The 25,939-nt window shown below is 40.2% G+C and carries 23 protein-coding genes; 4 read left to right on the top strand and 19 right to left on the bottom strand.

Annotation, left to right across the window (positions count from 1 at the left end):
* Positions 1–22 precede the first annotated feature (22 nt).
* From CJ239_RS10425 to parE, 6 genes are all read right to left on the bottom strand, one after another.
* Positions 23–1,045, bottom strand: coding sequence for a branched-chain amino acid aminotransferase (locus CJ239_RS10425; RefSeq protein ID WP_042901130.1), 1,023 nt, complete (start codon positions 1,043–1,045; stop codon positions 23–25).
* A 141-nt stretch (positions 1,046–1,186) separates the two neighbouring features.
* Positions 1,187–3,196 carry a thiol-activated cytolysin family protein gene (locus tag CJ239_RS10420; protein ID WP_374703785.1) on the bottom strand — a complete coding sequence of 670 codons (2,010 nt, stop codon included), beginning with the start codon at positions 3,194–3,196 and terminating at the stop codon, positions 1,187–1,189.
* Between the two features lie 63 nt (positions 3,197–3,259).
* Positions 3,260–5,740 carry a DNA topoisomerase IV subunit A gene (parC, locus tag CJ239_RS10415; RefSeq protein ID WP_102211512.1) on the bottom strand — a complete coding sequence of 827 codons (2,481 nt, stop codon included), beginning with the start codon at positions 5,738–5,740 and terminating at the stop codon, positions 3,260–3,262.
* A gap of 315 nt (positions 5,741–6,055) precedes the next feature.
* Positions 6,056–6,616, bottom strand: coding sequence for a GTP pyrophosphokinase (locus CJ239_RS10410; RefSeq protein WP_102211511.1), 561 nt, complete (start codon positions 6,614–6,616; stop codon positions 6,056–6,058).
* Positions 6,613–7,473: an aminoglycoside 6-adenylyltransferase gene (locus CJ239_RS10405; protein ID WP_102211526.1), complete on the bottom strand. Its 861-nt coding sequence runs from the start codon at positions 7,471–7,473 to the stop codon at positions 6,613–6,615. Before CJ239_RS10405 ends, CJ239_RS10410 begins: the two co-directional genes overlap by 4 nt.
* Before the next feature lie 27 nt (positions 7,474–7,500).
* Complete coding sequence (gene parE, locus CJ239_RS10400) at positions 7,501–9,444, bottom strand: DNA topoisomerase IV subunit B (RefSeq protein WP_102211510.1); 1,944 nt, start codon at positions 9,442–9,444, stop codon at positions 7,501–7,503.
* Between the two features lie 135 nt (positions 9,445–9,579).
* Between parE and plsY the strand changes: the two genes are divergently transcribed.
* Positions 9,580–10,221, top strand: a complete 642-nt coding sequence (gene plsY, locus CJ239_RS10395; RefSeq protein ID WP_102211509.1) for a glycerol-3-phosphate 1-O-acyltransferase PlsY — start codon at positions 9,580–9,582, stop codon at positions 10,219–10,221.
* Between the two features lie 38 nt (positions 10,222–10,259).
* Here plsY and CJ239_RS10390 read toward each other — a convergent pair whose 3' ends face one another.
* The 9 genes from CJ239_RS10390 to CJ239_RS10350 all read right to left on the bottom strand — a co-directional run bounded on the left by CJ239_RS10390 (position 10,260) and on the right by CJ239_RS10350 (position 18,623).
* Entirely contained in the window at positions 10,260–11,216 is a 957-nt protein-coding gene (locus tag CJ239_RS10390; RefSeq protein WP_000029119.1) for an ABC transporter permease, read from the bottom strand.
* 2 nt (positions 11,217–11,218) lie between these two features.
* On the bottom strand, positions 11,219–12,277 hold the full coding sequence (locus CJ239_RS10385) for an ABC transporter permease (RefSeq protein ID WP_102211508.1): 1,059 nt from the start codon (positions 12,275–12,277) through the stop codon (positions 11,219–11,221).
* Positions 12,270–13,805 (bottom strand): ABC transporter ATP-binding protein, encoded by a 1,536-nt coding sequence (locus tag CJ239_RS10380; RefSeq protein ID WP_102211507.1) that lies wholly within the window; start codon positions 13,803–13,805, stop codon positions 12,270–12,272. Before CJ239_RS10380 ends, CJ239_RS10385 begins: the two co-directional genes overlap by 8 nt.
* Before the next feature lie 143 nt (positions 13,806–13,948).
* Complete coding sequence (locus CJ239_RS10375) at positions 13,949–15,001, bottom strand: BMP family protein (RefSeq protein WP_102211506.1); 1,053 nt, start codon at positions 14,999–15,001, stop codon at positions 13,949–13,951.
* Between the two features lie 89 nt (positions 15,002–15,090).
* The gene (locus CJ239_RS10370; RefSeq protein WP_102211505.1) at positions 15,091–15,480 is read right to left on the bottom strand and encodes a cytidine deaminase; all 390 of its coding nucleotides are present in this window, start codon (positions 15,478–15,480) and stop codon (positions 15,091–15,093) included.
* A complete protein-coding gene (gene deoC / locus CJ239_RS10365) occupies positions 15,467–16,129 on the bottom strand; it encodes a deoxyribose-phosphate aldolase (RefSeq protein ID WP_102211504.1) in 663 nt (220 codons plus the stop codon). The genes CJ239_RS10370 and deoC overlap by 14 nt, the downstream gene beginning before the upstream one ends.
* 19 nt (positions 16,130–16,148) lie before the next feature.
* Positions 16,149–17,426, bottom strand: coding sequence for a pyrimidine-nucleoside phosphorylase (locus CJ239_RS10360; RefSeq protein WP_102211503.1), 1,278 nt, complete (start codon positions 17,424–17,426; stop codon positions 16,149–16,151).
* Positions 17,423–18,013: a class I SAM-dependent methyltransferase gene (locus CJ239_RS10355; protein WP_102211502.1), complete on the bottom strand. Its 591-nt coding sequence runs from the start codon at positions 18,011–18,013 to the stop codon at positions 17,423–17,425. The genes CJ239_RS10360 and CJ239_RS10355 overlap by 4 nt, the downstream gene beginning before the upstream one ends.
* A gap of 205 nt (positions 18,014–18,218) precedes the next feature.
* Entirely contained in the window at positions 18,219–18,623 is a 405-nt protein-coding gene (locus CJ239_RS10350) for a hypothetical protein (RefSeq protein WP_102211501.1), read from the bottom strand.
* Between the two features lie 200 nt (positions 18,624–18,823).
* Here CJ239_RS10350 and coaA point away from each other — a divergent pair, with 200 nt between their 5' ends.
* The 3 genes from coaA to CJ239_RS10335 all read left to right on the top strand — a co-directional run bounded on the left by coaA (position 18,824) and on the right by CJ239_RS10335 (position 20,612).
* Positions 18,824–19,744 carry a type I pantothenate kinase gene (coaA, locus tag CJ239_RS10345; protein WP_102211500.1) on the top strand — a complete coding sequence of 307 codons (921 nt, stop codon included), beginning with the start codon at positions 18,824–18,826 and terminating at the stop codon, positions 19,742–19,744.
* A 67-nt stretch (positions 19,745–19,811) separates the two neighbouring features.
* On the top strand, positions 19,812–20,048 hold the full coding sequence (rpsT, locus tag CJ239_RS10340; protein WP_001274000.1) for a 30S ribosomal protein S20: 237 nt from the start codon (positions 19,812–19,814) through the stop codon (positions 20,046–20,048).
* 51 nt (positions 20,049–20,099) lie between these two features.
* Entirely contained in the window at positions 20,100–20,612 is a 513-nt protein-coding gene (locus tag CJ239_RS10335) for a DNA topology modulation protein (RefSeq protein ID WP_102211499.1), read from the top strand.
* A 441-nt stretch (positions 20,613–21,053) separates the two neighbouring features.
* Here the strand turns inward: CJ239_RS10335 and CJ239_RS10325 are convergent, their stop codons facing one another.
* The 4 genes from CJ239_RS10325 to CJ239_RS11880 form a co-directional block, all read right to left on the bottom strand.
* Positions 21,054–21,785 carry an NAD-dependent protein deacylase gene (locus CJ239_RS10325; RefSeq protein ID WP_042901152.1) on the bottom strand — a complete coding sequence of 244 codons (732 nt, stop codon included), beginning with the start codon at positions 21,783–21,785 and terminating at the stop codon, positions 21,054–21,056.
* A 229-nt stretch (positions 21,786–22,014) separates the two neighbouring features.
* Positions 22,015–22,725 carry a purine-nucleoside phosphorylase gene (gene deoD / locus CJ239_RS10320; protein ID WP_020900223.1) on the bottom strand — a complete coding sequence of 237 codons (711 nt, stop codon included), beginning with the start codon at positions 22,723–22,725 and terminating at the stop codon, positions 22,015–22,017.
* 381 nt (positions 22,726–23,106) lie between these two features.
* Positions 23,107–23,601, bottom strand: a complete 495-nt coding sequence (locus CJ239_RS10315) for a thiol-activated cytolysin C-terminal domain-containing protein (protein WP_102211525.1) — start codon at positions 23,599–23,601, stop codon at positions 23,107–23,109.
* A 77-nt stretch (positions 23,602–23,678) separates the two neighbouring features.
* Positions 23,679–25,835: a discoidin domain-containing protein gene (locus tag CJ239_RS11880; protein ID WP_102211498.1), complete on the bottom strand. Its 2,157-nt coding sequence runs from the start codon at positions 25,833–25,835 to the stop codon at positions 23,679–23,681.
* Positions 25,836–25,939 lie beyond the last annotated feature (104 nt).

The following is a 25,939-nucleotide window of genomic DNA, read 5'->3' as shown; positions in this document are numbered from 1 at the left end:
CAAAAATCTCCTTTTGTTTATTTTAATCTACTTTTACAATCCAACCTTCTGGCGCTTCAATATCACCAAACTGAATACCTGTCAATTCATCATAGAGTTTACGAGTCACAGGGCCAACTTCTGTTTCACTATAGAACACATGAAAATCATCACCGTGCTGAATTCCACCAATTGGCGAAATAACTGCTGCTGTACCACAGGCACCTGCCTCTACAAAACGGTCAAGGTTATCAATTGGGACATCTCCCTCAATAGGAGTTAAGCCCAAGCGATGTTCTGCCAAATAAAGCAAGGAATACTTGGTAATAGATGGCAAGATAGATGGACTCAATGGTGTTACAAATTCATTATCAGCTGTAATTCCAAAGAAGTTAGCTGAACCGACTTCTTCAATCTTTGTATGAGTTGATGGGTCTAGATAGATAACATCTGAAAAATGACGTGACTTGGCCAATTTCCCTGGCAAGAGACTTGCAGCATAGTTCCCACCAACCTTAGCCGCACCTGTACCATTTGGCGCTGCACGGTCGTATTCATCCTGAATCAAGAAGTTGGTTGGAACCAAACCACCCTTAAAGTAATTTCCAACTGGCATAGCAAAGATAGTAAAAATATACTCCTCTGCTGGTTTTACCCCGATGATATCTCCAACACCAATCAAAAGTGGACGAAGATAAAGGGTTCCACCTGTTCCATATGGTGGTACGTATTCTTCATTGGCGCGGACAACTGCCTTACAAGCTTCTACAAACATGTCTGTCGGAACTTGTGGCATCAAGAGACGGTCACAAGTACGTTGCAAGCGTTTAGCATTTTCATCAGGACGGAAAAGTTGAATACCACCATCCTTAGTACGATAGGCTTTTAAACCTTCGAACGCTTGTTGTCCATAGTGAAGACTTGGAGAAGACTCTGAAATATGCAAAGTTGCATCCTCTGTAAGCTCTCCTTGATCCCATTGTCCATTTTTAAAATGAGCAATATAGCGATAAGGTAATTTCATATAGGAGAAACCAAGGTTTTCCCAATCAATCGTTACTGTCATATTCCACTCCTTATTCTAAAAACTTATTTCTTTTATTCTACACTATTTTTCTAAAATAGCAAGTATATTTTGTAATTTTCAGAAAATTTTTTCAATAAAAAGAACCAGCTCTAAGAACTGATTCCTTTTACAAGTGAAAAATTAGTTATTTTCAACTTTTTCATCGTATTTTGGTCTGATTGTTGTACCTGAGTTAATAATTGTACGTTTTTGAACAAGAGGAAGGTCTGTACGATTGTAAACTGTACGCCATGGTTCCCAAACAAGCCCTGTTTTTTCTTGAATCTTCACGCGAATATTGCGCACATTTCCTCTAAATTGAATTTCCGTTTGGAAACCAGCTGTTCTACTTTTACCATTATCTTCCCATTGACGTGAGCGGATGCTTTCGATGCCATCCTTGTCATAAGTTACTTCATCCCAGTAAACATAGTAACGAGCGATATAGGCTCCCTTATGATGTAAATTGAGGAAACCATTTTTGTATGAAGTGACTTTCGTTTCAATGTAGTCTGTATTGCTTTGAATTGTGGCCACTTGATTATCTTTCAAGAATGCAGTCTTATAAGAAATTGGAACAGCAGGGTTTTGTGTACTGAAAGTAGCTCCTTCTTGAATCAAACTCTTCAAATCTTCTACTGTACCTGTCACAACACGTCCAGCTCTATCAGCATTTCCTCCTACGATTGATACTGTTACCTTGGTATCCTTCAAGACACGCGCCCATTCAGATTCAGCTTTAATAGGCACTCCCTTAATTACAGCATCGATAGCTGCTTTCAACTCTGTACTCTTGCTTGTTGTTTCAAATTTGACATACATTTGACGTCCGTATGAAACACTTGACACATATACAGGAGGTGTTTGTTCATCAATTCCACGCGCTTTTAATTGTTCAACCGTTACTCCTGGAGCAAATACATCTGATGGATTTTTTGGAGCATCAAAGTTTGCAGTATAGTAAATTTGTTTAAAATCGACGACCTCAATTTGTTTCTCACCCTTGTTCACAGCCTCAAAGTCAAATTTTAAGTTCGCTCCTACTTTTTCAAAATCACTTCCAAATTTTGCTTTCAATTGATTCATACTATAAGCAGAAGTTGATTCGTATTGCATACGTGCTGGAGTAGCGTTTTTCGCAGCATACTTTTCATGCCAACGATTTAACAAGGTATTCACACCTTCCTGCATACCACTTACAGTTGGATTAGCATCTACATAGCTATCTCCGCCTACCATTCCTGGTAAGTCAACACTAATCCTACCTTTGCTACGATCTAAACTAATTTGTTGTGGTTTATTTTCTAGAAGGTCTTGATTTACTTTAAACAAAGCACCTAGGTAAATATCCCCATTGCTATTAATGGCAACATCAGAAGAACCATTGGAAAGACTCTTCTTCACTTTCTCTACAACCACAAACTCATTTCCTTGTTGCTTTGTGCTTGTATTCGTGTAATTTTCTATCGCCTCACCCCGTCTAGTTAAAATATTTGTTTTATCATAATTCAAATCAAACAAATAGTGATTGAGTTCAGCAGTAAAATCTGTTTTTGATCTATTTTCTGATTTATTGCTTGTTACACTCTTTTCTTTTACAGAGCGATACACTTCGACTTCTGCCAAACTAAGAGGTGTTTTGGGGTTATTTAGTTCAATTTTAACATATTGCGCATGAACTCCAGAAAATTGAACATCAATTGTTGGTTGATTGTTTAAGCTATCGATGTGTTGACGAGTTACTTCATTTCCAGCTTTATCCAACAAAATAACATCAAAATTAGATAAACGCTTTGCTACATCCCCATCTCCACGATTGTAGATACGAACAGTTCCTACTGATTCTTCTTTCTCTAAATCAACTTTCCACCAAGAATGATCTTGAAAATCTGTATGGGTAACGGAACGGTGGCTCCATGCGTTATCACGATTGCCGTCAACCGCTCTAGACGCTTCTCCTCCATAAGCAATTGAACTCTGACTTGCAGGTTTGTGAGCAGCAATGTTTTCACCAGAAACTGCAGCCACACTTAACTCTGTAGCTTTTACTACATTTGATTGAAAAATCAGTCCAGAACCTAGTAAAAATGTTGCAATGGCAACGCCACATACTCCAATACTACGCTTACTAATCCCTTTATTTTTAATCATACAAAACTCCTTTAGCATAAAAACTATACTTAATTCGCTATTATTATAGCAAAAACACAGATATTAATCAATCGTTTTCTTGTCTATTTCATAACTATATAAATAAGCCTCAAAAACTTCTTCATCTGAAATCGTGTCAGAGATGAAGCTACCGTTGCTAGTTCGTTCTGACAAATTCAAGTCTTGCAATCGGCTTTCATAGACAGTTCCTTTGTTGGATTGAACAAGCAGAATTTGATCATTTTCTTCTACTTCCGTACTAAAGAGGTCACCAACGAAGTCTTGCTCGGCAACTGCTCCTGCCAAGAAAATTCGATGTGGTTTGTTTTTCAACTCACGCAAGACTTGTAGCCCTCGTTTGGCACGGCTGGTTGCTGGAATTTCCTCAATAGAAACACGTTTCAAACTTCCACGCTGGGTCAAAAGGTAGAAGGACGAGGTATTACAGATAAAGGCCGATTGGAGGACATCATCTTCTTTCAGGTTCATAGCCTTAACACCTGCAGCCTTGGCACCCACAACCGGAACCTCTTCTATGTTAAAGCGCAGGGCATAACCGTTTCGACTTATCAAGAGAACATCATCTAGTTTAATTGGAGCCACTGCTACAATCTGGTCTGTCTCGTCTTTGAGCTTAGCATACTTGACAGACTTAGACTTGTAGGTCCTCCATGGAGTGAATTCTTTTCGTTCTACACGCTTAATTTGCCCAAGACGAGTCGCAGCAAAATAGGTTGTCCCATCATCAAACTGATCCACTACTTCCACATAAAGGATTTCTTCATTCGTTTCAAAGTTTGTAATGGTCTGGCTCAGATGCTCTCCGATGTCCTTCCAGCGAATGTCTGCCAATTCATGGATTGGTCGATAGATGACATTTCCAAGACTTGTGAACATCAAAAGATGCTGTGTTGTCTTGGCAGATTGAACAAAAATCAAACGATCGTCATCACGTTTGCCAATTTCCTCTAGCGTTGAAGCCGCAAAGGAACGTGGACTGGTACGCTTGATGTAACCTGCCTTGGTCACGCTGACATAGGTATCTTCCTCAGCGATAAGACTAGCTGTATCAATCTCGATTGCTTTCGCAGTGTCTTCTAAAGAACTCAAACGCGGAGTTGCAAATTTCTTCTTGACCTCACGAAGTTCTTTCTTCATAAGATTGTACATAGTACGTTCATCACCGATAATCGCCGCAAGCATGGTAATCTTTTCACGAAGTTCTGCTTCTTCCTCCTGCAAGACAACGACATCCGTATTGGTCAAACGGTAAAGTTGCAAGGTTACGATAGCCTCAGCCTGCTCTTCTGTAAAATCATAGCTGACCTTGAGGTTTTCCTTAGCGTCAGCCTTATTTTCAGAAGCACGGATAAGAGCAATGACTTCATCTAAAATAGAGATGACACGAATCAAACCTTCGACGATATGGAGACGTTTTTCAGCCTTTTCCTTGTCAAAGCGGGAACGCGCCAAAATCACTTCACGACGGTGGGCGATGTAGCTAGACAAGATTGGAACGATCCCAATCTGACGAGGTGTGAAATTATCAATCGCCACCATGTTAAAGTTGTAGTTGATTTGCAGGTCTGTGTACTTAAATAGATAGTTGAGAACAAGCTCCGTATTAGCGTCTTTTTTGAGCTCAATCGCAATACGAAGACCATCACGGTCAGATTCGTCCCGAACCTCAGCAATACCTGCCACCTTGTTATTGACACGAACATCATCGATTTTCTTGACTAGATTGGCTTTATTGATTTCATAAGGAATCTCGGTGATAACGATTTGTTCCTTACCACCTTTGAGCTTTTCAATCTCAGTCTTGGAACGAACAACTACACGCCCTTTCCCAGTTTCATAGGCCTTCTTGATTTCATCACGGCCTTGAATGATTGCTCCTGTAGGGAAGTCTGGCCCAGGCAAGAATTCCATTAGTTTATCCACCTTAGCAGTTGGATGGTCAATCATGTAAACCGCAGCATCAATGACCTCAGCCAAATTATGCGGTGGAATGTCTGTCGCATATCCAGCCGAAATCCCAGTCGAACCATTGACTAAAAGGTTAGGAAAGGCTGCTGGCAGAACAGTCGGCTCTTTCTCGGTATCGTCAAAGTTCCAAGCAAAAGGAACTGTCTTTTTCTCGATATCTTGAAGAAGGTAGCCAGCAATCTCAGACAAACGTGCCTCTGTATAACGCATTGCCGCAGGCGGATCACCGTCCATAGAACCGTTATTACCATGCATTTCAACTAGAATCTCACGGTTTTTCCAGTCCTGCGACATACGAACCATGGCATCATAGATAGAACTGTCACCGTGTGGGTGGAAATTCCCCATGATGTTACCGACAGACTTGGCCGACTTACGGTAGCTCTTGTCAAAGGTATTGCCATCCTTATTCATAGAATAAAGAATACGACGTTGCACCGGCTTCAACCCATCACGAATATCTGGCAAAGCTCGGTCTTGAATAATGTACTTGGAGTAGCGACCAAAGCGCTCTCCCATGATGTCCTCCAGGGACATATTTTGAATGTTAGACATAAGATATAAAGGGACGATTCGGCTTTCCGAAAATTTCTGTAGAAAAATGGGAAATCGATACAGGGTTCAATGAACCCAATTAGATTTCTCTTTTTTCCTAAGTATCAATCCCGTGTTCAGTTACGATAAGTAACCAAACTATCCTTTCTGTAGTTTAATATGTTTAAAATGTGTTGCTTCAGTTAATAAGGAATTTTACACAGTATTTAAGGCGTGTTCAACTCCTTTCAAAGAATGGAGTGTAAATATTATGAAAAAAATATAGGGTGAGTGAATTTCATCCAATTCCTGTATCATCTCTTCCACTTGAAATGTCTATTTTACAAATCCTCGTTTATACTTGATATGACTGGCGATATTGCTATCAACATCTTTCTTATCCCAAAGTTGGAGTTCCCATGGGTAATAAAAATTACTCTTATTTTTAAAATAGATATGAATACCGACATAGCCATCTTTATCACGTAAATACCAGTTTTTTAGTCCGTACAACTCTTGCCAATCATCTAGTTTCTCCATGACTTGAGCTATCTCTTTGGAGCTTAAAATCATACGAGCACCAAAAATATCATTAAGAATGGAATTCACAGGATAGCCCTCTTGACGCTCTGAAAAACGTGTAATTTTATCTAAAATAGACTCAGAAGTTTTGACACGATAAACATAGGCAATATCTTGGACATCCGCTTTCATCAAATAGTCATTAATTGACTCATGTAAATTCAGACGGTAGGACAAAATCGCTTTCGTTGGAACTTTAGAAAAGGTATGCTTGAGATTGATTTTCTCCACCTTACCCGTTTCAAAATAATCTTTAGAATATTCTCGATGAATACGATTAATCTCTGTAATGAGACGTTCCACTTTTTCAATCATGAGTCTCCTCCTCTCGCTTTTTCATTTTTCCAGTTATTCCCAAACTTCTTTACTTTTTCCTCAGCATACTGAATCATCTTCTCAGCTACTTCTCTATCATAGTCAAATCCCATCTTTTGAGCAAGGGACTGAGCTTCTTGGTGAAAAAGTTCCATCGTAGCAAACAAAGACTGAGTGATTTTATCTATACTTGAAAAATCAAGCAAATCTGAGAATTCCTTTTCTTTCTCAGTGGGTAAATAGTTAAAGAGATTCTTGTAATTCTTTCCTATGTCGACTGCTCCCCTATCGCTTGCGACCTGCCAAGCTAAGACCTTCAAGAGTTCTTGCTGACAAATACCGTAGAAATGGTCGGTCGCATAGACAGCTTGCTTGCGACAAATTCCTTTGACCACGTAGGCAGACACCCACCAAAATTCATTACAGGAATTTTTAAAATCTGTCTCACTAGCTGGACTCATCCAGAAACGCTCTAGATTTTGGGAATAGGGGTCAAATAAATGTTCTGGGTCTTCCAAAACAGTGAATCCTGCCTCACTATCCACCCACTCTTGAATGTGTTCTTTGGGGCAGAGAGTCAAATCGATACGATTGCCGTCTTCAAAAAGCATGAGATAGAGACGACGATGGTCAAGAACAACCTCTTGCTCAATAATGCGTTTCCCAAACTGGTCTAGCCAAGATAAATCTGTAATCAGCTCGTCCAGATTCTCTACAACATAGACTACATCATAGTCCTGAAATTCATCTTTTAGGGTCTTTGGATTTGTCCGTGAACCAGACATGGCGACAGTTTCTACTTGTATAGTTTTGGCAGTTTGTAAAATCAGATCTAGCATTTCTGTTTCAGCTCTCATGTTGATACCCATTCATTAAAAACTGACTTAAAACACCGTCGCTTCTTCCAGCGTAAACTTGACATTGTCTTCAATCCACTTACGGCGTGGTTCAACCTTGTCACCCATGAGGACATTGACGCGACGTTCGGCGCGAGCTAGGTCTTCAATTGTGACACGGATGAGGGTACGGGTTTCTGGATTCATAGTTGTTTCCCAGAGCTGGTCCGCATTCATCTCACCAAGACCTTTGTAGCGTTGGAGGGTAGCGCCTTTACCGAACTGCTTGCGGAGTTCTTCTAACTCACCATCCGTCCAAGCATAGGCCACTTCTTCTTTCTTGCCTTTTCCTTTGGACATCTTGTAAAGAGGAGGAAGGGCGATATAGACATGCCCTGCTTCTACTAGCGGACGCATATAGCGATAAAAGAAGGTTAAGAGAAGTGTTTGGATGTGGGCTCCATCTGTATCTGCATCGGTCATGATAATGATCTTGTCATAGTTGGCATCTTCAAGGGAGAAATCAGCCCCCACACCCGCACCTATAGTATAAATCATGGTATTGATTTCTTCATTTTTGAGGATATCCGCCATCTTGGCTTTAGCTGTATTGATAACCTTACCACGAAGGGGCAATATAGCCTGGAACTTGCGGTCACGACCTTGCTTGGCAGAACCACCGGCAGAGTCCCCCTCGACTAGATAGAGTTCATTCTTAGCTGGATTCTTGGACTGGGCAGGTGTTAATTTCCCAGACAATAAGCCCTTGTCTTTTTTATTTTTCTTACCATTCCGGCTCTCATCACGCGCCTTGCGAGCCGCCTCGCGAGCATCACGGGCCTTGATAGCCTTACGAATGAGATTGGAAGCTAACTCCCCATTTTCCATGAGGAAGAAAGTCAACTTATCAGCCACTATTCCATCCACAACAGGACGAGCTAGTGGACTTCCAAGTTTGTCCTTTGTCTGACCTTCAAACTGCAAATGTTCCTCAGGAACTAAGATAGAGAGAACGGCTGCTAGTCCTTCACGATAGTCGGAACCTTCAAGATTTTTATCTTTTTCCTTGAGGAGACTTGTCTTACGCGCATAGTCATTCATAACCTTGGTAATGGCAGACTTAAGTCCTGTCTCATGCGTCCCACCGTCCTTGGTGCGAACGTTATTGACAAAGGACAGAATGTTATCTGAAAATCCATCATTGTACTGGAGAGCGACTTCTACTTGGAAACCATTGTCTTCGCCTTCAAAGTACAGAACTGGTGTCAAGGTTTCCTTGTCTTCGTTGAGGTAAGAAACAAAGTCCTGAACTCCGTTTTCATAATGAAACTCAATCGCTTCATCTGTTCGCTTGTCCGTCAAAGACAAGGTCACATTTTTCAAGAGAAAGGCTGACTCATTGAGACGCTCTGAAATGGTATTGTACTTGAAGTCTGTCGTAGAAAAGATGGTTGCATCAGGCATAAACGTAACTTTGGTACCTGTTTTAGACTTGGGCGCTGTACCGATTTTCTTCAAAGTCGTGACAGGTTTTCCACCATTTTCAAAACGTTGCTTATAGATTGCCCCGTCACGGGTAATTTCAACTTCCAGCCAACTTGAAAGAGCGTTAACAACGGAAGAACCAACTCCGTGGAGACCACCAGATGTCTTGTAGCCCCCCTGACCGAATTTCCCTCCAGCGTGAAGAATGGTAAAGATAACCTCAACTGTTGGGATTCCCATAGCGTGCATACCCGTCGGCATTCCACGACCATGGTCTTGCACAGTCAAACTCCCGTCTTTATTGATGGTCACATCAATACGGTCACCAAATCCAGACAAGGCTTCATCGACTGCATTGTCGACAATTTCCCAGACGAGGTGATGGAGACCTGCCCCATCAGTCGATCCGATATACATCCCTGGACGTTTACGGACGGCATCCAACCCTTCTAACACCTGAATGGCATCATCATTATAATTATTAATATTGATTTCCTTTTTTGACACAAGGAACCTCCTATTCGTTCATCTTTACTATTCTACAGGTTTTCCAAGGATTTTGCAAAATTTTTCTTTCTCCGATGTGACAATTTCAGCAGAGATTCTCTGCCTTTCTTTCCCAATTCATGATATAATAGGAGTATGATTACAATAGTTTTATTAATCCTAGCCTATCTGCTGGGTTCGATTCCGTCTGGTCTCTGGATTGGACAAGTATTCTTTCAAATTAATCTACGCGAGCATGGTTCTGGTAATACTGGAACGACCAATACCTTCCGCATTTTAGGTAAAAAAGCTGGTATGGCGACCTTTGTGATTGACTTTTTCAAAGGAACCCTAGCAACGCTTCTTCCGATTATGTTTCATCTTCAAGGTGTTTCGCCTCTTATCTTTGGACTTTTGGCTGTCATTGGACATACCTTCCCTATCTTTGCAGGATTTAAGGGTGGCAAGGCTGTCGCAACCAGCGCTGGTGTGATTTTTGGATTTGCGCCTGTCTTCTGTCTCTATCTAGCGGTTGTTTTCTTTGGAACCCTCTATCTTGGTAGTATGATTTCGCTGTCTAGTGTCACAGCATCTATCGCAGCCGTCATCGGAGTTCTACTCTTTCCACTTTTTGGTTTTATCCTGAGCAACTATGACCCTCTCTTTATCGCTATTATCCTAGCACTTGCTAGTTTGATTATCATTCGTCATAAGGACAATATCACACGCATCAAAAATAAAACTGAAAATTTGGTTCCTTGGGGATTGAACCTAACCCACCAACATCCTAAAAAATAAAACGCCAGTTTGAACAGAACTGACGTTTTTTTGTATGCTTATTTTGATTTGATATAGTTGATACCATCTGCCTTTGGTGCGACTGCTTTTCCAAAGAAGGCTGCCAAGACAAGAATTGTCAAAACATAAGGTGCGATTTGAAGGTAAACCGCAGGAACTCCTTGTAGGAATGGCAATTGAGAACCGATAACAGCTAAACTTTGTGAAAGTCCAAAGAAGAGACTAGAAAGCATGGCTCCGATTGGATTCCATTTCCCAAAAATCATCGCAGCAAGGGCGATAAATCCAGGTCCAACAATAGTAGTCACTGAGAAGTTAACTGAAATTGATTGGGCATAAATCGCTCCGCCAATTCCACCTAGGAAACCTGAAATAATAACCCCTAAATATCTCATCTTGTAGACATTGATTCCCAAGGTATCCGCTGCTTGAGGGTGTTCACCGACAGAGCGAAGACGAAGACCAAAACGAGTCTTAAAGAGGATAAACCAAGCAAGGAATGAGAAGGCAATCGCGATATAACCTAGCAGACTTGTTGATTTGAAGAAGATATCACCAATCACTGGGATATTTGCCAAGACTGGGAAATCAAAGCGACCAAAAGTCTGACTTAGGTTGTCAGTTTGTCCTTTGTTATAAAGAACTTTCACTAAGAAAACAGCCAAGGCTGGTGCCATCAAGTTCAATACCGTACCGCTGACAACATGGTCTGCACGGAAATGAACCGTCGCTGCTGCGTGGATGATGGAGAAGATACCTCCAACCAATCCTGCTACAAGCAAGGATAGCCATGGAGTTGCTGCTCCAAATTGTTCTGCAAATTCAAGGTTAAAGACAACTCCAGAAAAGGCACCCATAACCATAATTCCTTCAAGGCCGACGTTTACCACACCACCACGTTCAGAGAAAACACCACCAATACTTGTAAAGATGAGGGGCGCTGAGTAAATCAGCATAGAAGACACCAAGAGGGTGAGCAAGGTTGTAATAGACATCTTTACTTACCTCCTTTAACTTGTTTTTTCGGTTTGACAAAGCGTTCGATAAGGTAATGAACACTGACAAAGAAGATAATAGACGCCGTTACAATGCTGACAAGCTCAGACGGTACCTGCGCTGCATTCATACCAGGGGCTCCAACTTGGAGAACACCAAATAAGAAGGCTGCAAAGAGAATACCAATTGGTGAGTTGGCCGCAAGCAGACTAACCGCCATCCCGTTAAATCCGACAGCCAATGACGCCCCCTGAACATAGACGTTCTGGAAGGTTCCAAGCCCTTCAACAGCTCCACCAAGACCTGCCAAGGCACCTGATATAATCATTGATAGGATAATCGTTCGTTTGGCAGAAATACCAGCATATTCTGAAGCATGTGGATTAAGACCAACTGCACGAATTTCAAAACCAAGAGTTGTTTTCTTGAGCATAAACCAAATAACTGCAACGGCAATGATGGCAAAGAAAATACCAATATTCATCCGCGAGTTACCAGTCAACTCAGACAACCAAGGTGTCTGGTAGGTTGCATTAGCCCCAACACGAATCGTAGAATCTGTACTTTGCATGAAGTCTTTAGGGAAGGCATGGATAAAGGCATTTCCTACATACAAGACAATGTAGTTCATCATGATGGTGACGATAACCTCTGACGTCCCTAGATAGGCTCTAAGAATACCCGGAATCGCTCCAACAATCCCACCAGCAATCAGGGCAATCACGATGGTTGCTAGAATCATCAAGGGACGTGGCATATCTGGATGCGACAAGGCAAACCAACCATTAAGAATCCAACCAGCCAAGGCCTGACCAGGAAGCCCGACATTAAAGAAACCTGCACGACTGGCAACAGCAAAACCAAGACCAATCAAGACCAAAGGCCCCATAGCACGGAAGATTTCTCCAATCCCACGCAAGCTACCAAAGGCTGTGTAGAACAATTCTTCGTAGCCCCAAATAGCATCATAACCGAAGATCCACATGACAATGGCTCCGAGTAAAATTCCTAGGAAGACAGAAATCAAGGGAACCGAAATTTGTTGTAATTTTTTAGACATCACTCTTCTCCTTTCCCAAGTTTCCACCAGCCATCAAGACACCAAGTTCTTGTTTATTGGTTGTTTCTGGTGACACAATACCTTGAATCTTACCATCGTGGATAACGGCAATGCGGTCTGAGACGTTTAAAATCTCATCCAATTCGAAGCTGACAACAAGGACAGCCTTGCCATTATCACGCTCTTCAATCAAGCGCTTGTGGATATATTCAATGGCACCGACATCCAACCCACGAGTTGGCTGGCTGACGATAAGGAGATCAGGATCTCGATCAATTTCACGAGCAATAATTGCTTTTTGTTGATTTCCTCCTGAGAGTGCCGCTGCAGGAACAAATTCACTGGCAGCACGAACATCGAACTCTTCCATTAGCTTTTTAGCATAAGAAGTGATATTTGAATAGTTCAAAATTCCATTTTTACTATGTGGTTCTTTGTAGTAGGTTTGAAGAGCAATATTTTCAGAAATCATCATTTCCAAAATCAAACCATCACGGTGACGGTCTTCTGGAACGTGCCCAACACTCAACTCTGTAATCTGACGTGGGTGCAAGCCTACAATTGAATCTCCTTTTAGCTCAATGCTACCAGATTCAACCTTGCGAAGACCTGTGATGGCTTGAATCAGTTCAGACTGACCATTTCCATCAATTCCCGCAATCCCAACAATCTCTCCAGCACGAACATCCAAGGACAGATTTTTCACAGCTGGGACACCACGGTTTTCATTGACCACCAAATCTTTGATTGACAAGACCACTTCTTTTGGTTGAGAGGCTTGTTTCTCTGTTTTAAAGGAAACAGAACGTCCTACCATCATTTCAGCCAAATCTGCATTGGTAGCCCCTGCAATTTCGACGGTTTCAATGGATTTCCCGCGACGGATAACTGTAACGCGGTCAGAAACTGCACGAATCTCGTCCAACTTGTGGGTGATCAAGATAATTGATTTCCCTTCTTTGACAAGATTTTTCATAATAGCCATCAACTCATCAATTTCTGATGGAGTCAAGACAGCCGTCGGTTCGTCAAAGATAAGGATATCAGCCCCCCGATAAAGGGTTTTTAAAATTTCTACACGTTGTTGGGCTCCAACTGAGATGTCTGCCACCTTAGCAGAAGGGTCTACAGATAAGCCATAACGTTCAGAAAGAGCCTTGATTTCTTTGCTAGCTCCAGCGATATCTAGCACACCATTTTTAGTTAATTCACTACCTAAAATGATGTTTTCAGCCACTGTGAAGGCTTCTACCAACATAAAGTGCTGGTGAACCATTCCAATTCCTAAGCTAGCTGCTTTAGATGGGGAGTCGAGGTTGACAACTTGATCGTTGACCACAATTTCACCACTAGTTGGTTCAAGAAGTCCTGCTAACATGTTCATGAGCGTGGACTTTCCAGCCCCATTTTCTCCTAAAAGTGCATGAATTTCACCTTTTCGTAGGTGCAGGTTGATGTTGTCGTTGGCAACAAATTCACCAAACACCTTAGTAATATCACGCATCTCAATGACATTTTCGTGTGCCATGTGCTCTTCCTTTCAGAGTCTTATTTTATTTCAATAAAACTTACTAATTTTTCTAGTAGCAAGCTTTACTGAGACAAAATGACTTTGTCTCAACTCTTAAAAAAGCGGCCAAGGGCCGCTTCCTAAGAAATGACTTCCATCCATTATTTTTCAGGAACTTTTACGCTTCCATCAAGGATTTTAGCTTTAGCAGCTTCAACAGCTTTTTTACCTTCTTCTGAAAGGTTTGTTACTGCCAAGTCAACCCCTTTATCTTTCAATGAGTAAACGATTACTTGACCGCCAGGGAATTCACCTTTTTCTGCCTTGTTAGAAATATCTTTTACAGTTGTACCAACTTGTTTCAAAGTAGATACAAGAACAAAGTTTGATTCTTTACCATCTTTAGAAGTGTATTTACCTTCTGCTACTTGGTCACGGTCAACACCGATAACCCAAACTTTTTCATTTTCAGGACGGCTTTCGTTAAGTGATTTTGCTTCTGCAAAGACACCTGCACCTGTTCCACCTGCTGCTTGGTAAACAACGTCCGCACCAGCTGCGTATTGTGCTGCTGCAATTGTTTTACCTTTAGCAGCATCACCAAATGAACCAGCATAGTCAACTTGTACTTTGATAGATGGATCTACTGACTCAACACCAGCTTTAAATCCAGCTGCAAAACGTGAGATAACTTCAGACTCAATACCACCTACAAAACCAACTTGTTTTGTTTTAGTTGTTTTAGCTGCTGCAACACCTGCAAGGTAAGCAGCTTCGTTATCAGCAAATGTTACGCTAGCAACGTTCTTTTGATCTTTAATCACATCATCAATCAAGACATAGTTGATATCAGTGTGCTCTTTTGCTGCATCTTTAACTGCATTATTAAGGGCAAAACCAACACCGAAGATTAGGTTGTAACTTCCAGCCGCTTGTTGCAAGTTGTTAGCATAGTCAGCCTCACTTGTTGATTGGAAGTAAGTAAAACCTTTATCTTTTGAAAGATTGTGTTCTTTACCCCAGTCTTGCAAACCTTCCCAAGCTGATTGGTTGAATGATTTGTCATCAACACCACCAGTATCAGTGACGATTGCTGCTTTTGTCTTCACATCTGAAGATGAAGCTGCGTTACGAGCAGAGCGGTTACCACATGCAGCAAGTCCAACTGCTGCCACTGCAACTAGACCAAGGCCTAGCCATTGTTTCTTGTTCATTACTGAACCTCCTAAATAAAATGTGCAACGATGTTGCAAGTATGGATTGGTTGGTCACAAGGACCGTGCCACTCAGAGAGCGACTCAGACTAGTTTAAGTCTGTAAAAGAGTATGGAAGTAATTCCCCGACCGTCATCTCGACCGTCGATTTATCTTTTGCGACTAAAGTCACTTTTAGATCTTGTTCAAAAAATTCAGCCATCACTTGGCGACAAGCACCACATGGTGAAATTGGTTTTTCAGTCTGTCCATAGACAATCAATTCTGAAAATTCTCTTTGACCTTCGGAAACTGCTTTAAAAATGGCTGTTCTCTCACCGCAATTGGTCAAAGGGTAGCTAGCATTCTCGATATTGACACCAGTATAAATATTACCATCCTTCGCCACTAGAACAGCTCCGACTGGAAAATGAGAATAGGGTACATAGGCTTGCTTGCTGGTTTCAATTGCTAGTTCAATCAACTCAGTAGTCGCCATCTGCCAATTCTCCTTTTAAAATAGCTACACCAGCTGACGTTCCGATACGGGTCGCACCTGCTTCGACAAAGGCAAGAGCATCTGCATAAGAACGAGCTCCACCAGCTGCCTTGACTCCCATATCTGGTCCAACAGTTTCGCACATTAATGTAACATCTGCTACCGTAGCACCACCAGTTGAAAAGCCAGTAGATGTTTTAACGAAATCAGCTCCCGCTTTTTGGGCTAATTGACAAGCCACAACTTTTTCTTGGTCAGTCAGAAGGCAAGCTTCAATAATGACTTTAACCAACTTGTCACCACTTGCTTCCACTACTGCGCGAATATCAGATTCAACCAAATCAAAATTACCCGATTTGAGAGCTCCAACATTGATCACCATATCAATCTCATCTGCACCATTTTGGATAGCTTCCTTTGTTTCAAAAGCTTTGACGGCTGAAGTTGTTGCTCCCAAGGGAAAACCAACTACAGTACAGACCTTGACATCTGTACCTTCAAGCCCTTTTTTAGCATGTTCAACCCAGGTCGGATTAACGCAAACACTGGCAAAATCATACTCCCTAGCCTCAGACAACAAACAATCAATTTGATTTTCTGTCGCATCTTGTTTTAAAAGCGTATGATCGATATATTTATTTAATTTCATATTCGGATTCTCCTGCAGTTTATGAGATGATTTCTATAATTTCTCGTAAACTTTGCACCCTGTCATTTATTTTAACATATTTTTGAAAATCTGTAACTAGCTGAGGAGAAATTTTTCCATTTGTGTATACTTTTGCAACAATTTCTCCCTTTTGAACGGAGTCGCCAACCTTCTTTTCAAAAACAATTCCAGTTTCATAGTCCAAGGCATCAGACTTGACTGCACGGCCTGCCCCCAGTCTCATAGCATAAAGTCCAAATTCCATAGCTGGAAGAGCTGAGACAATACCCGTTTCCTGAGCAGGGATATCCACTACATGGGCAACATTGACAGGCCGATAGAGATCTTCCAATTCTCCACCTTGGGCTTGGACCATCTCCTCAAACTTAGCCAGTGCCTTACCATTTTCAAGATGTTGCCGAACTTCCTCCACTGTCTTGTCCACATTAGCCAAACCAAGCATGATTTGTGCCAATTCGCATATAAAATGGGTAATATCCTGACGACCTTGACCTTGTAAAATCTCCAGTGCTTCAAGGATTTCCAGACGATTTCCAATAGCTCGTCCCAAGGGCTGACTCATATCCGTAATGACTGCAACTGTTTTACGGCCTACTGCTTTCCCTAAATCCACCATGGTTTGAGCCAGTTCACGCGCCTCATCAACCGTCTTCATGAAGGCACCCTCACCGACAGTCACGTCTAGCAAAATAGCATCCGCTCCTGCCGCAATTTTCTTGCTCATCACCGAACTCGCAATCAAAGGAATCGTATCAACAGTTGCGGTCACATCACGGAGGGCGTAAAGAAGCTTATCAGCTTTAACCAGCTGGTCTGATTGCCCAATGACAGATACTCCAATGTCCTGCACCTGACAAATAAAATCTTCTTGACTACGTTCTACTTGATAGCCCTTAATGGACTCCAATTTATCAATTGTTCCACCAGTATGGCCGAGACCACGACCACTCATTTTAGCTACAGGCACACCAAAGCTAGCAACAAGGGGAACCAAAATCAAGGTTACCTTATCACCAACACCACCCGTAGAATGCTTGTCAACCTTAATCCCATCAATAGCAGATAAGTCAAACTCTTGACCAGTCTTGACCATATTCATAGTCAAATCTGAGATTTCTCGTGTCGTCATTCCTTTGAAATAAACAGCCATAGCAAAGGCAGACATCTGATAATCAGGGACAGTTCCTGACACATAGCCTTCTACCAGCCATTCAATTTCACTCGAAGTCAGTTCTTGACCATCTCGTTTCTTTTGGATTAAATCAACTGCTCTCATTCTTTCACACTTCTAAGGATATAGTACCCCTTATCTTTTTTGACGACTTCACAATTGCCAAACACCTCTTCCATCTTGGACTTGGCACTTGGAGCCCCTTGTTTTTTCTGGATAACGATTGTTAAATCCCCACCAGTTTCCAAGAAATCTTTGCTTTTCTCAATGATTTCATGAACCACTTGCTTGCCCGCACGGATAGGGGGGTTGGAAATGACATGGTCAAATGTGCCTTCTACTTGTTCATAGATATTGGACTGGAAAATAGTCGCTTCTACTTTATTTCGTTCAGCATTTTGTCGCGCCAAATCCAAGGCACGATTATTGATATCGACCATGGTCGCCTGAACTCCAAAAGCCTTAGCCAAGGACAAGCCTAAAGGCCCGTAACCACAGCCTACATCAAGGACAGTCTCTCCTTGGTTGACCTCAAGACACTTGAGCAAGAGTTGACTGCCAAAGTCAATCATTTTCTTGCTAAAAACACCCGCATCCGTCAAAAAGGTCATGTTTTCTCCCAACAAGTCCACTCTCAACTCATGAATGTCGTGAGCAGCGTCAGGATTCTCTGCATAATACATTTTACTCATGAAACTATTTTACCATAATTTGACTTAAATTGTAAATCGTTTACAAATTGATAATAAAACGAAAAAGACTGAAGAAACCTAGTCAAGAAGACCTTTTCTTCAATCTCTTTCAACACTTATAAATAATAAGCCATTTAGAACTAGAAATATCATAATCAGGATAAAACAACAAATTTATCATCTATAATCAGGCTCATTTTTATGACTATTGCTTAACCTTCAAATACTTTATTATCAACAAAATTCCCAACAGGATGTTTAGATAAAAGCCCAACTGATACGTTTTTGTCAGGAATTCCAAACTTGTCCAAAGTCGTATCAAATCTTCTAGTGACATGCGGAAGAAATAACCCTCTGTAGCAATCCATAGAACTAAGAAGAAATAACTACCAGCAGCAAGCCATTTCGTCCACCGTTTTTTTAGGAAGAAAGCAATCAAGAGCGAACAGATAAAGACAGCTGTTACAATGGCATGTTCCATCAAAAAAGTAAAACCGTAATAGGTTTCCACAAAACGTCTACCATTATCCGCATTCGCTCCTTTTATAAAAGGTAAGGCAAAACTTAAAATAAAACAGAGTTCCAATATATAACTTTTTAAGATTTTCATGACACACCTCCTATAAGTTGTGAACTAAAAATTCCCCTTTATTAGCTTATAAATCAGCAGAAACTCTCTCCTACTTCATCAATAAATTGTTCAGTCTCTATCTACCCCTATTATACAATATTGGCTTAGCAACATCAAGAAACCGCTTTATTTTTTTAGCTTTTTATGGTATGATAGACAAAATATCTAGGGGAAAACAAATGACCAACGAATTGTTACATTTTGAAAAAATCAGTCGCCAGACTTGGCAATCTTTACATCGAAAGACAACACCTCCTTTGACAGAAGAGGAATTAGAATCCATCAAGAGTTTTAATGACCAGATTAGTTTACAAGATGTTACCGATGTCTATCTTCCACTAGCACACCTCATTCAGATTTACAAACGCACTAAGGATGATTTGGCATTTTCAAAAGGAATTTTCCTCCAACGTGAAAGCAAATCTCAACCTTTTATCATTGGGGTTTCTGGGAGTGTTGCCGTTGGAAAATCCACTACAAGTCGCCTACTGCAAATCCTACTATCCCGTACGCTTACAGATGCTAGGGTTGAGTTGGTAACAACTGATGGATTTCTCTATCCCAACCAGACCTTGATTGAGCAGGGGATTTTAAATCGCAAGGGATTTCCTGAAAGCTATGATATGGAAGCACTCCTCAACTTCTTGGATCGCATCAAAAATGGACAAGATGTGGATATTCCTGTCTATTCTCATGAAGTCTATGACATTGTTCCTGAGGAAAAGCAAAGCGTCAAAGCTGCTGACTTTGTAATTGTTGAGGGGATTAATGTCTTTCAAAATCCACAAAACGAGCGTCTCTATATCACTGACTTCTTTGACTTTTCCATCTATGTTGATGCTGCAGTGGATGACATCGAAAGTTGGTATCTTGACCGTTTCTTGAAAATGCTGAGCCTAGCCCAAAACGACCCTGACAGCTACTACTATCGTTTTACACAAATGCCGATTGGGGAGGTGGAATCCTTTGCCCATCAGGTCTGGACCAGTATCAATCTCACAAATCTACAAAATTATATTGAACCAACCAGAAATCGTGCAGAAGTGATTCTTCATAAAACAAAGAACCATGAAATCGATGAAATTTACTTAAAAAAATAATTTTCCCTTGTCAAAACGTAAGTTTTCAGATATAATGGTATAGTTAGTAAATATGGAGGTAAGAACATTGGCAAACATTAAATCAGCTATCAAACGCGCTGAATTGAACGTTAAACAAAACGAAAAGAACTCAGCTCAAAAATCAGCTATGCGTACTGCTATCAAAGCTTTCGAAGCAAACCCATCTGAAGAACTTTTCCGTGCTGCTAGCTCAGCTATCGATAAAGCAGAAACTAAAGGTTTGATTCACAAAAACAAAGCAAGCCGCGACAAAGCTCGTCTTTCAGCTAAACTTGCTAAATAAGAAACAGTCCATAGAGGCTGTTTTTTTGTCCTCAAATAGGGAAGGTATGAAATGAAAATCGCAATTATCGGATATTCTGGTGCTGGTAAGTCAACGCTAGCTGAAAAGTTATCTCTCTACTACTCCATCCCAAAACTTCACATGGATACACTCCAATTTCAACCTGGTTGGCAAGACAGTGACCGCGAATGGATGTTGACCGAGATGAAAAGCTTTCTCACCAAGCATGACGCTTGGGTCATTGATGGGAATTATTCTTGGTGTTTCTATGAGGAAAGAATGCAGGAAGCTGATCAAATCATCTTTTTAAACTTCTCTTCTTGGAATTGTTTGCTAAGAGCCTTTAAGCGCTATTTAAAATACAGAGGAAAAGTGAGAGAAAGTATGGCTAAGGGATGCCCCGAGCAATTCAACTGGGAATTTATTCGTTGGATTCTCTGGGATGGTCGAACAAAAAATGCTAAGGATAGATACCAATACTTAAACAATACTTACTCAGAAAAGATGCGTATTCTCCATTCTCAAGCAGAGATTGATTGTTTTTTGCGATCTTTAAAAAAGTAAACAATATAGTAGCATTTCATTAAAATCAGCATGTACTGATTGACTAAAAAAGGAAGTTTTTCATCCATAAAGTCTTCCTTTTTTCCTTTTATTCAACAATTAAAAATAACTCGAGCAATTTATATAGTAAATTGAAACTAAAACAGTACACTACAACTGCTAAAACATTTTTAGAAATTAATTTATACTCAATGAAAATCAAAGAGCAAACTAGGAAGCTAGCCGCAGGCTGTACTTGAGTACGGTAAGGCGACGCTGACGTGGTTTAAATTTGATTTTCGAAGAGTATTAACTTTCCTAATTGATTTGATCACATCTTATTTCAATCTACTATAAATCAACAATAAAATTCCCCTAGAAATGAAAAGAATCTTGTTCATAGTTTCTGAGTTCGTGATACAAAAAAACTGAAGGAAGTATAGTCCTACTTCTTTCAGTTTTTTATTGTCTCAATTTAGAAAAAACTTCTCCAATCTTACCTTCGATAACTAAATCAGCTTGGCTGTCTTGAGGAGTGCTGGACTTGTTGATAACGACAAGATTTGACCCTGAAAAATAATTGATTAGGCTAGCTGCAGGGTAAACAACTAAGGAAGTTCCACCAATAATCAACAAATCTGCTTGCTGAATGGCTCGAGCTGCGCGACTAAATACATCCATATCTAGCGCTTCCTCATAAAGGGTCACGTCAGGTTTGACCACCTTGCCACAATCTAAGCAGTAAGGAACTGGACCTTCAAGTTCCAAAAAGGCAGTCAAATCATAAAAGCGATGACAGCCCAAACAATAATTACGATCTGCACTACCATGCAGTTTCAAAACTTTCTGAGATCCTGCCATTTCATGGAGACTATCGATATTTTGCGTCACAATCGCCTTTAATTTACCTGTTTTTTCCAACGACGCTAGATAATCATGTGCTAAATTCGGCTTGGCATCAGGATAGACCAGATACTTTTTGTAGAAATCAAAAAAATCCTCTGGATAGCGCTCAAACATAGTGCGTGAAACCAGTTGCTCGGCAGTAAAATGGCGACCTAGTTTCAGACTATATATACCATCTGAACTACGAAAATCTGGAATATTAGACTCTGTAGAAACCCCTGCACCACCGAAAAAGACAATGCTCTGACTTTGATCAATAATACCTTGTAATTGTTCAATCTTATCCATTTTGTACTCCTAGGAATTTTCAAGTTAAAAAGTTGAAAGTCTTGACTTCTTGTCAACTTGGCTTCCAACTTTATTTGATTATGATTTAGATATTAAAATGACTAGTCTCGGTCCTTTGACACCATTAGGATTTCTTCAATTTCCTTATTCTTGCCTATTTCAGGATTGATTCATTGTTGATAGTTATCATTTTGAGAACAAGAGAAATCATTCTGAATATAGCTTACCTTTAGTCTGCAATCAAGGTTTCCAAACCAACCTTCATCATATCAGTGAAGGTGTTTTGGCGTTCTTCTGCGGTTGTATCTTCATCTGGATTGACCAAACTATCTGAAATAGTCATAATAGCTAAAGCATCAACATGGTGTTGAGCAGCAAGATAGTAAAGAGCCGCTGCTTCCATTTCCACAGCCTTGACTCCCCATTTACCAAGTTCGATGTTCTTTTCAAAGTAGTTTGAGTAAAAGACATCAGATGATAAAACGTTCCCAACATGGGTTGTCATACCGAGTTCTTTGGCGATATGGTAGGCCTTATCCAACAAATCAAAGCTAGCTATTTGTGGGAAATCGTACTGTGGCCAGTCATTACGGACGATGTTTGAGTTAGTTGCAGCTGCCTGCGCCAAAACCAATTCACGAACGTGGACATCTTCATTCAAAGAACCCGCAGTTCCCACACGGATTAATTTTTTCACACCGTAGTCAACAATCAACTCACGCGCATAAATCGAAATAGATGGCATTCCCATACCAGTTCCCATGACAGATACACGATGACCCTTGTAAGTACCAGTGTAACCAAACATGTTACGAACTTCGTTAAAGCAAACAGCATCTTCAAGAAAATTCTCAGCGATAAATTTCGCACGAAGAGGATCCCCAGGAAGAAGAATTTTATCAGCAATTTCACCCTGCTTAGCAGCAATATGGATAGACATAATTAAGATATAAAGGGCGACAGAGAACAAAGTAAAAATAGGAAACTGACGACGCATCGCAGATGCTAGACAGTTTATCTTTTTTACACAGTTCTCCGCCCGTATTCAGTTCAGCAAATACGGTTTACCCATCCTTTCTTTATTTTATGAAGATTAGAGAGCGACAAGAAAACGACTGAAAATTAGGAATCTGACGAGAAATCAGGATTTCTCGTCAGATTATCTATTTTCCGAGTTTTCCGCTCGTGTTCAAATTAGAACACTTCACTCTACCTTTCTGTTTTATTTTTTTCTCTCATAGAAAGCTACCTGAATTCTGTTCAAAATCAGCTAGTACTTTCCTTATAAGCTAGACAACCTAACTGTCATTGTATCATCAGATTATAAGACATCGTCATCACTCACCTTAGAATTCAATGTTGTTCCCCAGTGAGTGATTTTTCGATGGGCTTGTGCAAGAATTGGTCTATTATCATAGATTGTTTGCCATCTATTCAAAAAAAGACCAGTTCTTTTCTCAATCTTAATTCGAAGATTGCGCATATTAGACTTAATTGGGAGATTGAGGATAGAGCCTGCGATCTGATTGCGCCCATTCCCTTCCCAAGAACGACTTCGGACAACTGATTGACCATTTTTATCTACTGTAACTTCTTCCCACGATATTGAATAACGTGCAATGTAAGCGCCACTATGTTGGATAGTTAGGGTCTTATCTTTTACAGGAGTGTAGTTTAACAATTGTACAGGCTTAGAAGTTTGAGTATTTGCATTATTTTTAGCTACAAATCGAAAAACCTCTACTTCTGCAAGGCTGAGAGCTTGATTTTTTTGACGCAATTGAATGCGAACACGGCGACCTAATTTACCATTCAACTGGAGATCTAAACTGCTTCCTTCTAAACGAGAAACATATTGTCTAGCAACTTCTGTCCCTTTTTCATCATATAAAATCACATCAAAGTCTGAGAGACGTTTAGAAAGTTCTCCATCCCCACGATTATAAAGTCGGACAAGCCAACCTGTTCCGTACGACCTAAATCAACTTCCCACCAAGGTTGATTTTCAAACTTAGTATGAGTGATAGATTGCTGGCTATAATTACTATTGGTATTACCATCTAGAGCACGACTAGCATCTCCTCCAAATTCGGTAGAGCTTTGACGTGCTTGTTTTTTCCAAGCAATATTTTCAGCACGAAAAACCTGAACTTCTGCAAGACTGAGAGCGTTATATCCATCTAACTCAATGCGTACAAAACGAGCTTTCTTATAATCAATTGAAATCTGAGCGGAACTATCTCGCAAGTATGCAATGCGCTTTCTTTCAATTTCTTTTCCAAAACTATCCAAAAGAATCACATTAAAATTAGTCAGTCTATCTTGAGCAGCATCTGTTCGATTGTAAATATTAATCTGGCGAATCGTTTCTTCCTTGTCTAAATCGACTTGCCACCAAGGTTTTGATTGAAAATCTGTATGAGTGACAGAATTATGTCCGTAATTTCCATCTAATTTCCCATCAACTGCTCTTCTAGCATCTCCTCCAAAAGCTGTCGAACTTTGAGTTACTCGTTTTCCTAGAGCTATATTTTCAAGAGGTTCAACACTTGGTTGACTAGATGACAGAGGGACTTGTTGTTTCTTAAAGAAATAGACTTTGTCCAATTTTTGATCACGATATCCCTGTTTATCAAGCGTATCACGTTTTCCAATATTAAAATTCGGGATAGCATTCATTCTACTTTCAAAATAACCACGCGAACGGTGTTTGAAACTAGAGTTACCTGTAAAAGTTACAATATCATTATCATTACGAATCAAAGATGTCACAACATTATCATTATCTACTACATAATGTTTTATTTTTCCAGATAAAGCCAACTTACGACTTTCTAATCCTACATCCCAGAAACCATTTTTAGCATTCCAAATAGTTCGAGAAGTAATGACTTTAGGAGCGCTAAATGTCGTAACTTTTTTCAAAACATTATTATAAAAAGTAGGATATTTTTGATAAGCTTCAACTGCCGCTATTTGAGCTAAGTAGCCTCCCAGCGAATGACCTGTCATATACAGATTGGTGATACTGGAATCCTGCGCCAGTTCTTTTACAACATTACGGATATCATCCGCTTGTGCAGGTTTATTTCCACCAAATAAAACAAAATCTGCACTTAAATCCTTGGCGTCATTAACTCGCGTTCCACGAATAGCCAACATTTGAACCGTATTGTCTTTTAAATAAGGAAGATCACTCTTAGTTTCAAACAAGAAAGCATCCAAACCACTTGCTGTATGATAAGCCTTTTTCATCTTCCAAAATGGGGCTAACTCATTGTGCATCATTTTATATTCTTGACGATCAAGATAGAGACTTGGAAAAGGATTTTTATGATCTAGAATTTTTTCAATGTAATCATCATCACGATAAGCCAACTCCATAAAAAGGAGAGAATCACGATCTGTGACATACCATTGTTTCTTGTTATCATCTTCTCCGTCTTCTAGTCCGTCTCCATCACTATCTGCTAGTAATGGATGGCTATGGTAACCTAAATAGTCTTTCCCATCTTTATTGTAAATATACAATTCATCCTTATTTTTGATTCCATCATGATCATCATCACCATCAGGATCTAAAAATTTTCCACCGTATAAAGAATTATCTACAAGATCCTTCTCTACATGGAGTTCACCTTTAGAAATTTTGACAAAGTCTGCCTCTGTTACTGGACGAGAATTTTTCGGCTCATCCTTTAGAATTTCCTCTTTCTTCAATTCCTCATGAGGCACAGCAGATTCTTTCTTATATAATTCTTCTCCTGCTTTTTCTTTTCCATGTGTAACAACTTCTTTTGTTTCTAAAGTTGATTGAGTAGCTGTAGCTTTCTCCTCTGTAATAGATACTTCCTGTTTTTTATCAGTGTTTTCTTTTACGGGACTATCCTTTGCTACTACTGATACAGAGCCTTCATTTTTCAGACCATGATTTCCTTCATTGGCAGAAACACCTGTTGGTACTATAAAAGCAAAACCAACTGCTACAGATACAACTCCGATACTTAATTTTTTTATGCCAAAACGCATAATTTGTTGACCAATTTTCATTTATACATATATCTTTCTTTTATTTTTTTCACCCTCTTTACCAACAATATTCTCCAATCAGCTAATCTCCTTTAGCATCACGATTTCATTTTTATACTTTGTTA

The sequence above is a fragment of the Streptococcus sp. UMB0029 genome (genome assembly GCF_002871495.1).
Taxonomy (GTDB): Bacteria; Bacillota; Bacilli; order Lactobacillales; family Streptococcaceae; genus Streptococcus.
Note: the sequence above shows the minus strand (reverse complement) of the source record. Positions and strands in the feature narration are given on the sequence as shown.

Bases quoted from the DNA above. Each gene is read 5' to 3' on its own strand.
- CJ239_RS10425 (WP_042901130.1), bottom strand. From the start codon at position 1,045: ATGACAGTAACGATTGATTGGGAAAACCTTGGTTTCTCCTATATGAAA.
- CJ239_RS10420 (WP_374703785.1), bottom strand. From the start codon at position 3,196: ATGATTAAAAATAAAGGGATTAGTAAGCGTAGTATTGGAGTATGTGGC.
- parC (WP_102211512.1), bottom strand. From the start codon at position 5,740: ATGTCTAACATTCAAAATATGTCCCTGGAGGACATCATGGGAGAGCGC.
- CJ239_RS10410 (WP_102211511.1), bottom strand. From the start codon at position 6,616: ATGATTGAAAAAGTGGAACGTCTCATTACAGAGATTAATCGTATTCAT.
- CJ239_RS10405 (WP_102211526.1), bottom strand. From the start codon at position 7,473: ATGAGAGCTGAAACAGAAATGCTAGATCTGATTTTACAAACTGCCAAA.
- plsY (WP_102211509.1), top strand. From the start codon at position 9,580: ATGATTACAATAGTTTTATTAATCCTAGCCTATCTGCTGGGTTCGATT.
- CJ239_RS10390 (WP_000029119.1), bottom strand. From the start codon at position 11,216: ATGTCTATTACAACCTTGCTCACCCTCTTGGTGTCTTCTATGCTGATT.
- CJ239_RS10385 (WP_102211508.1), bottom strand. From the start codon at position 12,277: ATGTCTAAAAAATTACAACAAATTTCGGTTCCCTTGATTTCTGTCTTC.
- CJ239_RS10380 (WP_102211507.1), bottom strand. From the start codon at position 13,805: ATGGCACACGAAAATGTCATTGAGATGCGTGATATTACTAAGGTGTTT.
- CJ239_RS10375 (WP_102211506.1), bottom strand. From the start codon at position 15,001: ATGAACAAGAAACAATGGCTAGGCCTTGGTCTAGTTGCAGTGGCAGCA.
- CJ239_RS10370 (WP_102211505.1), bottom strand. From the start codon at position 15,480: ATGGCGACTACTGAGTTGATTGAACTAGCAATTGAAACCAGCAAGCAA.
- deoC (WP_102211504.1), bottom strand. From the start codon at position 16,129: ATGAAATTAAATAAATATATCGATCATACGCTTTTAAAACAAGATGCG.
- CJ239_RS10360 (WP_102211503.1), bottom strand. From the start codon at position 17,426: ATGAGAGCAGTTGATTTAATCCAAAAGAAACGAGATGGTCAAGAACTG.
- CJ239_RS10355 (WP_102211502.1), bottom strand. From the start codon at position 18,013: ATGAGTAAAATGTATTATGCAGAGAATCCTGACGCTGCTCACGACATT.
- CJ239_RS10350 (WP_102211501.1), bottom strand. From the start codon at position 18,623: ATGAAAATCTTAAAAAGTTATATATTGGAACTCTGTTTTATTTTAAGT.
- coaA (WP_102211500.1), top strand. From the start codon at position 18,824: ATGACCAACGAATTGTTACATTTTGAAAAAATCAGTCGCCAGACTTGG.
- CJ239_RS10335 (WP_102211499.1), top strand. From the start codon at position 20,100: ATGAAAATCGCAATTATCGGATATTCTGGTGCTGGTAAGTCAACGCTA.
- CJ239_RS10325 (WP_042901152.1), bottom strand. From the start codon at position 21,785: ATGGATAAGATTGAACAATTACAAGGTATTATTGATCAAAGTCAGAGC.
- deoD (WP_020900223.1), bottom strand. From the start codon at position 22,725: ATGTCTATCCATATTGCTGCTAAGCAGGGTGAAATTGCTGATAAAATT.
- CJ239_RS11880 (WP_102211498.1), bottom strand. From the start codon at position 25,835: ATGAAAATTGGTCAACAAATTATGCGTTTTGGCATAAAAAAATTAAGT.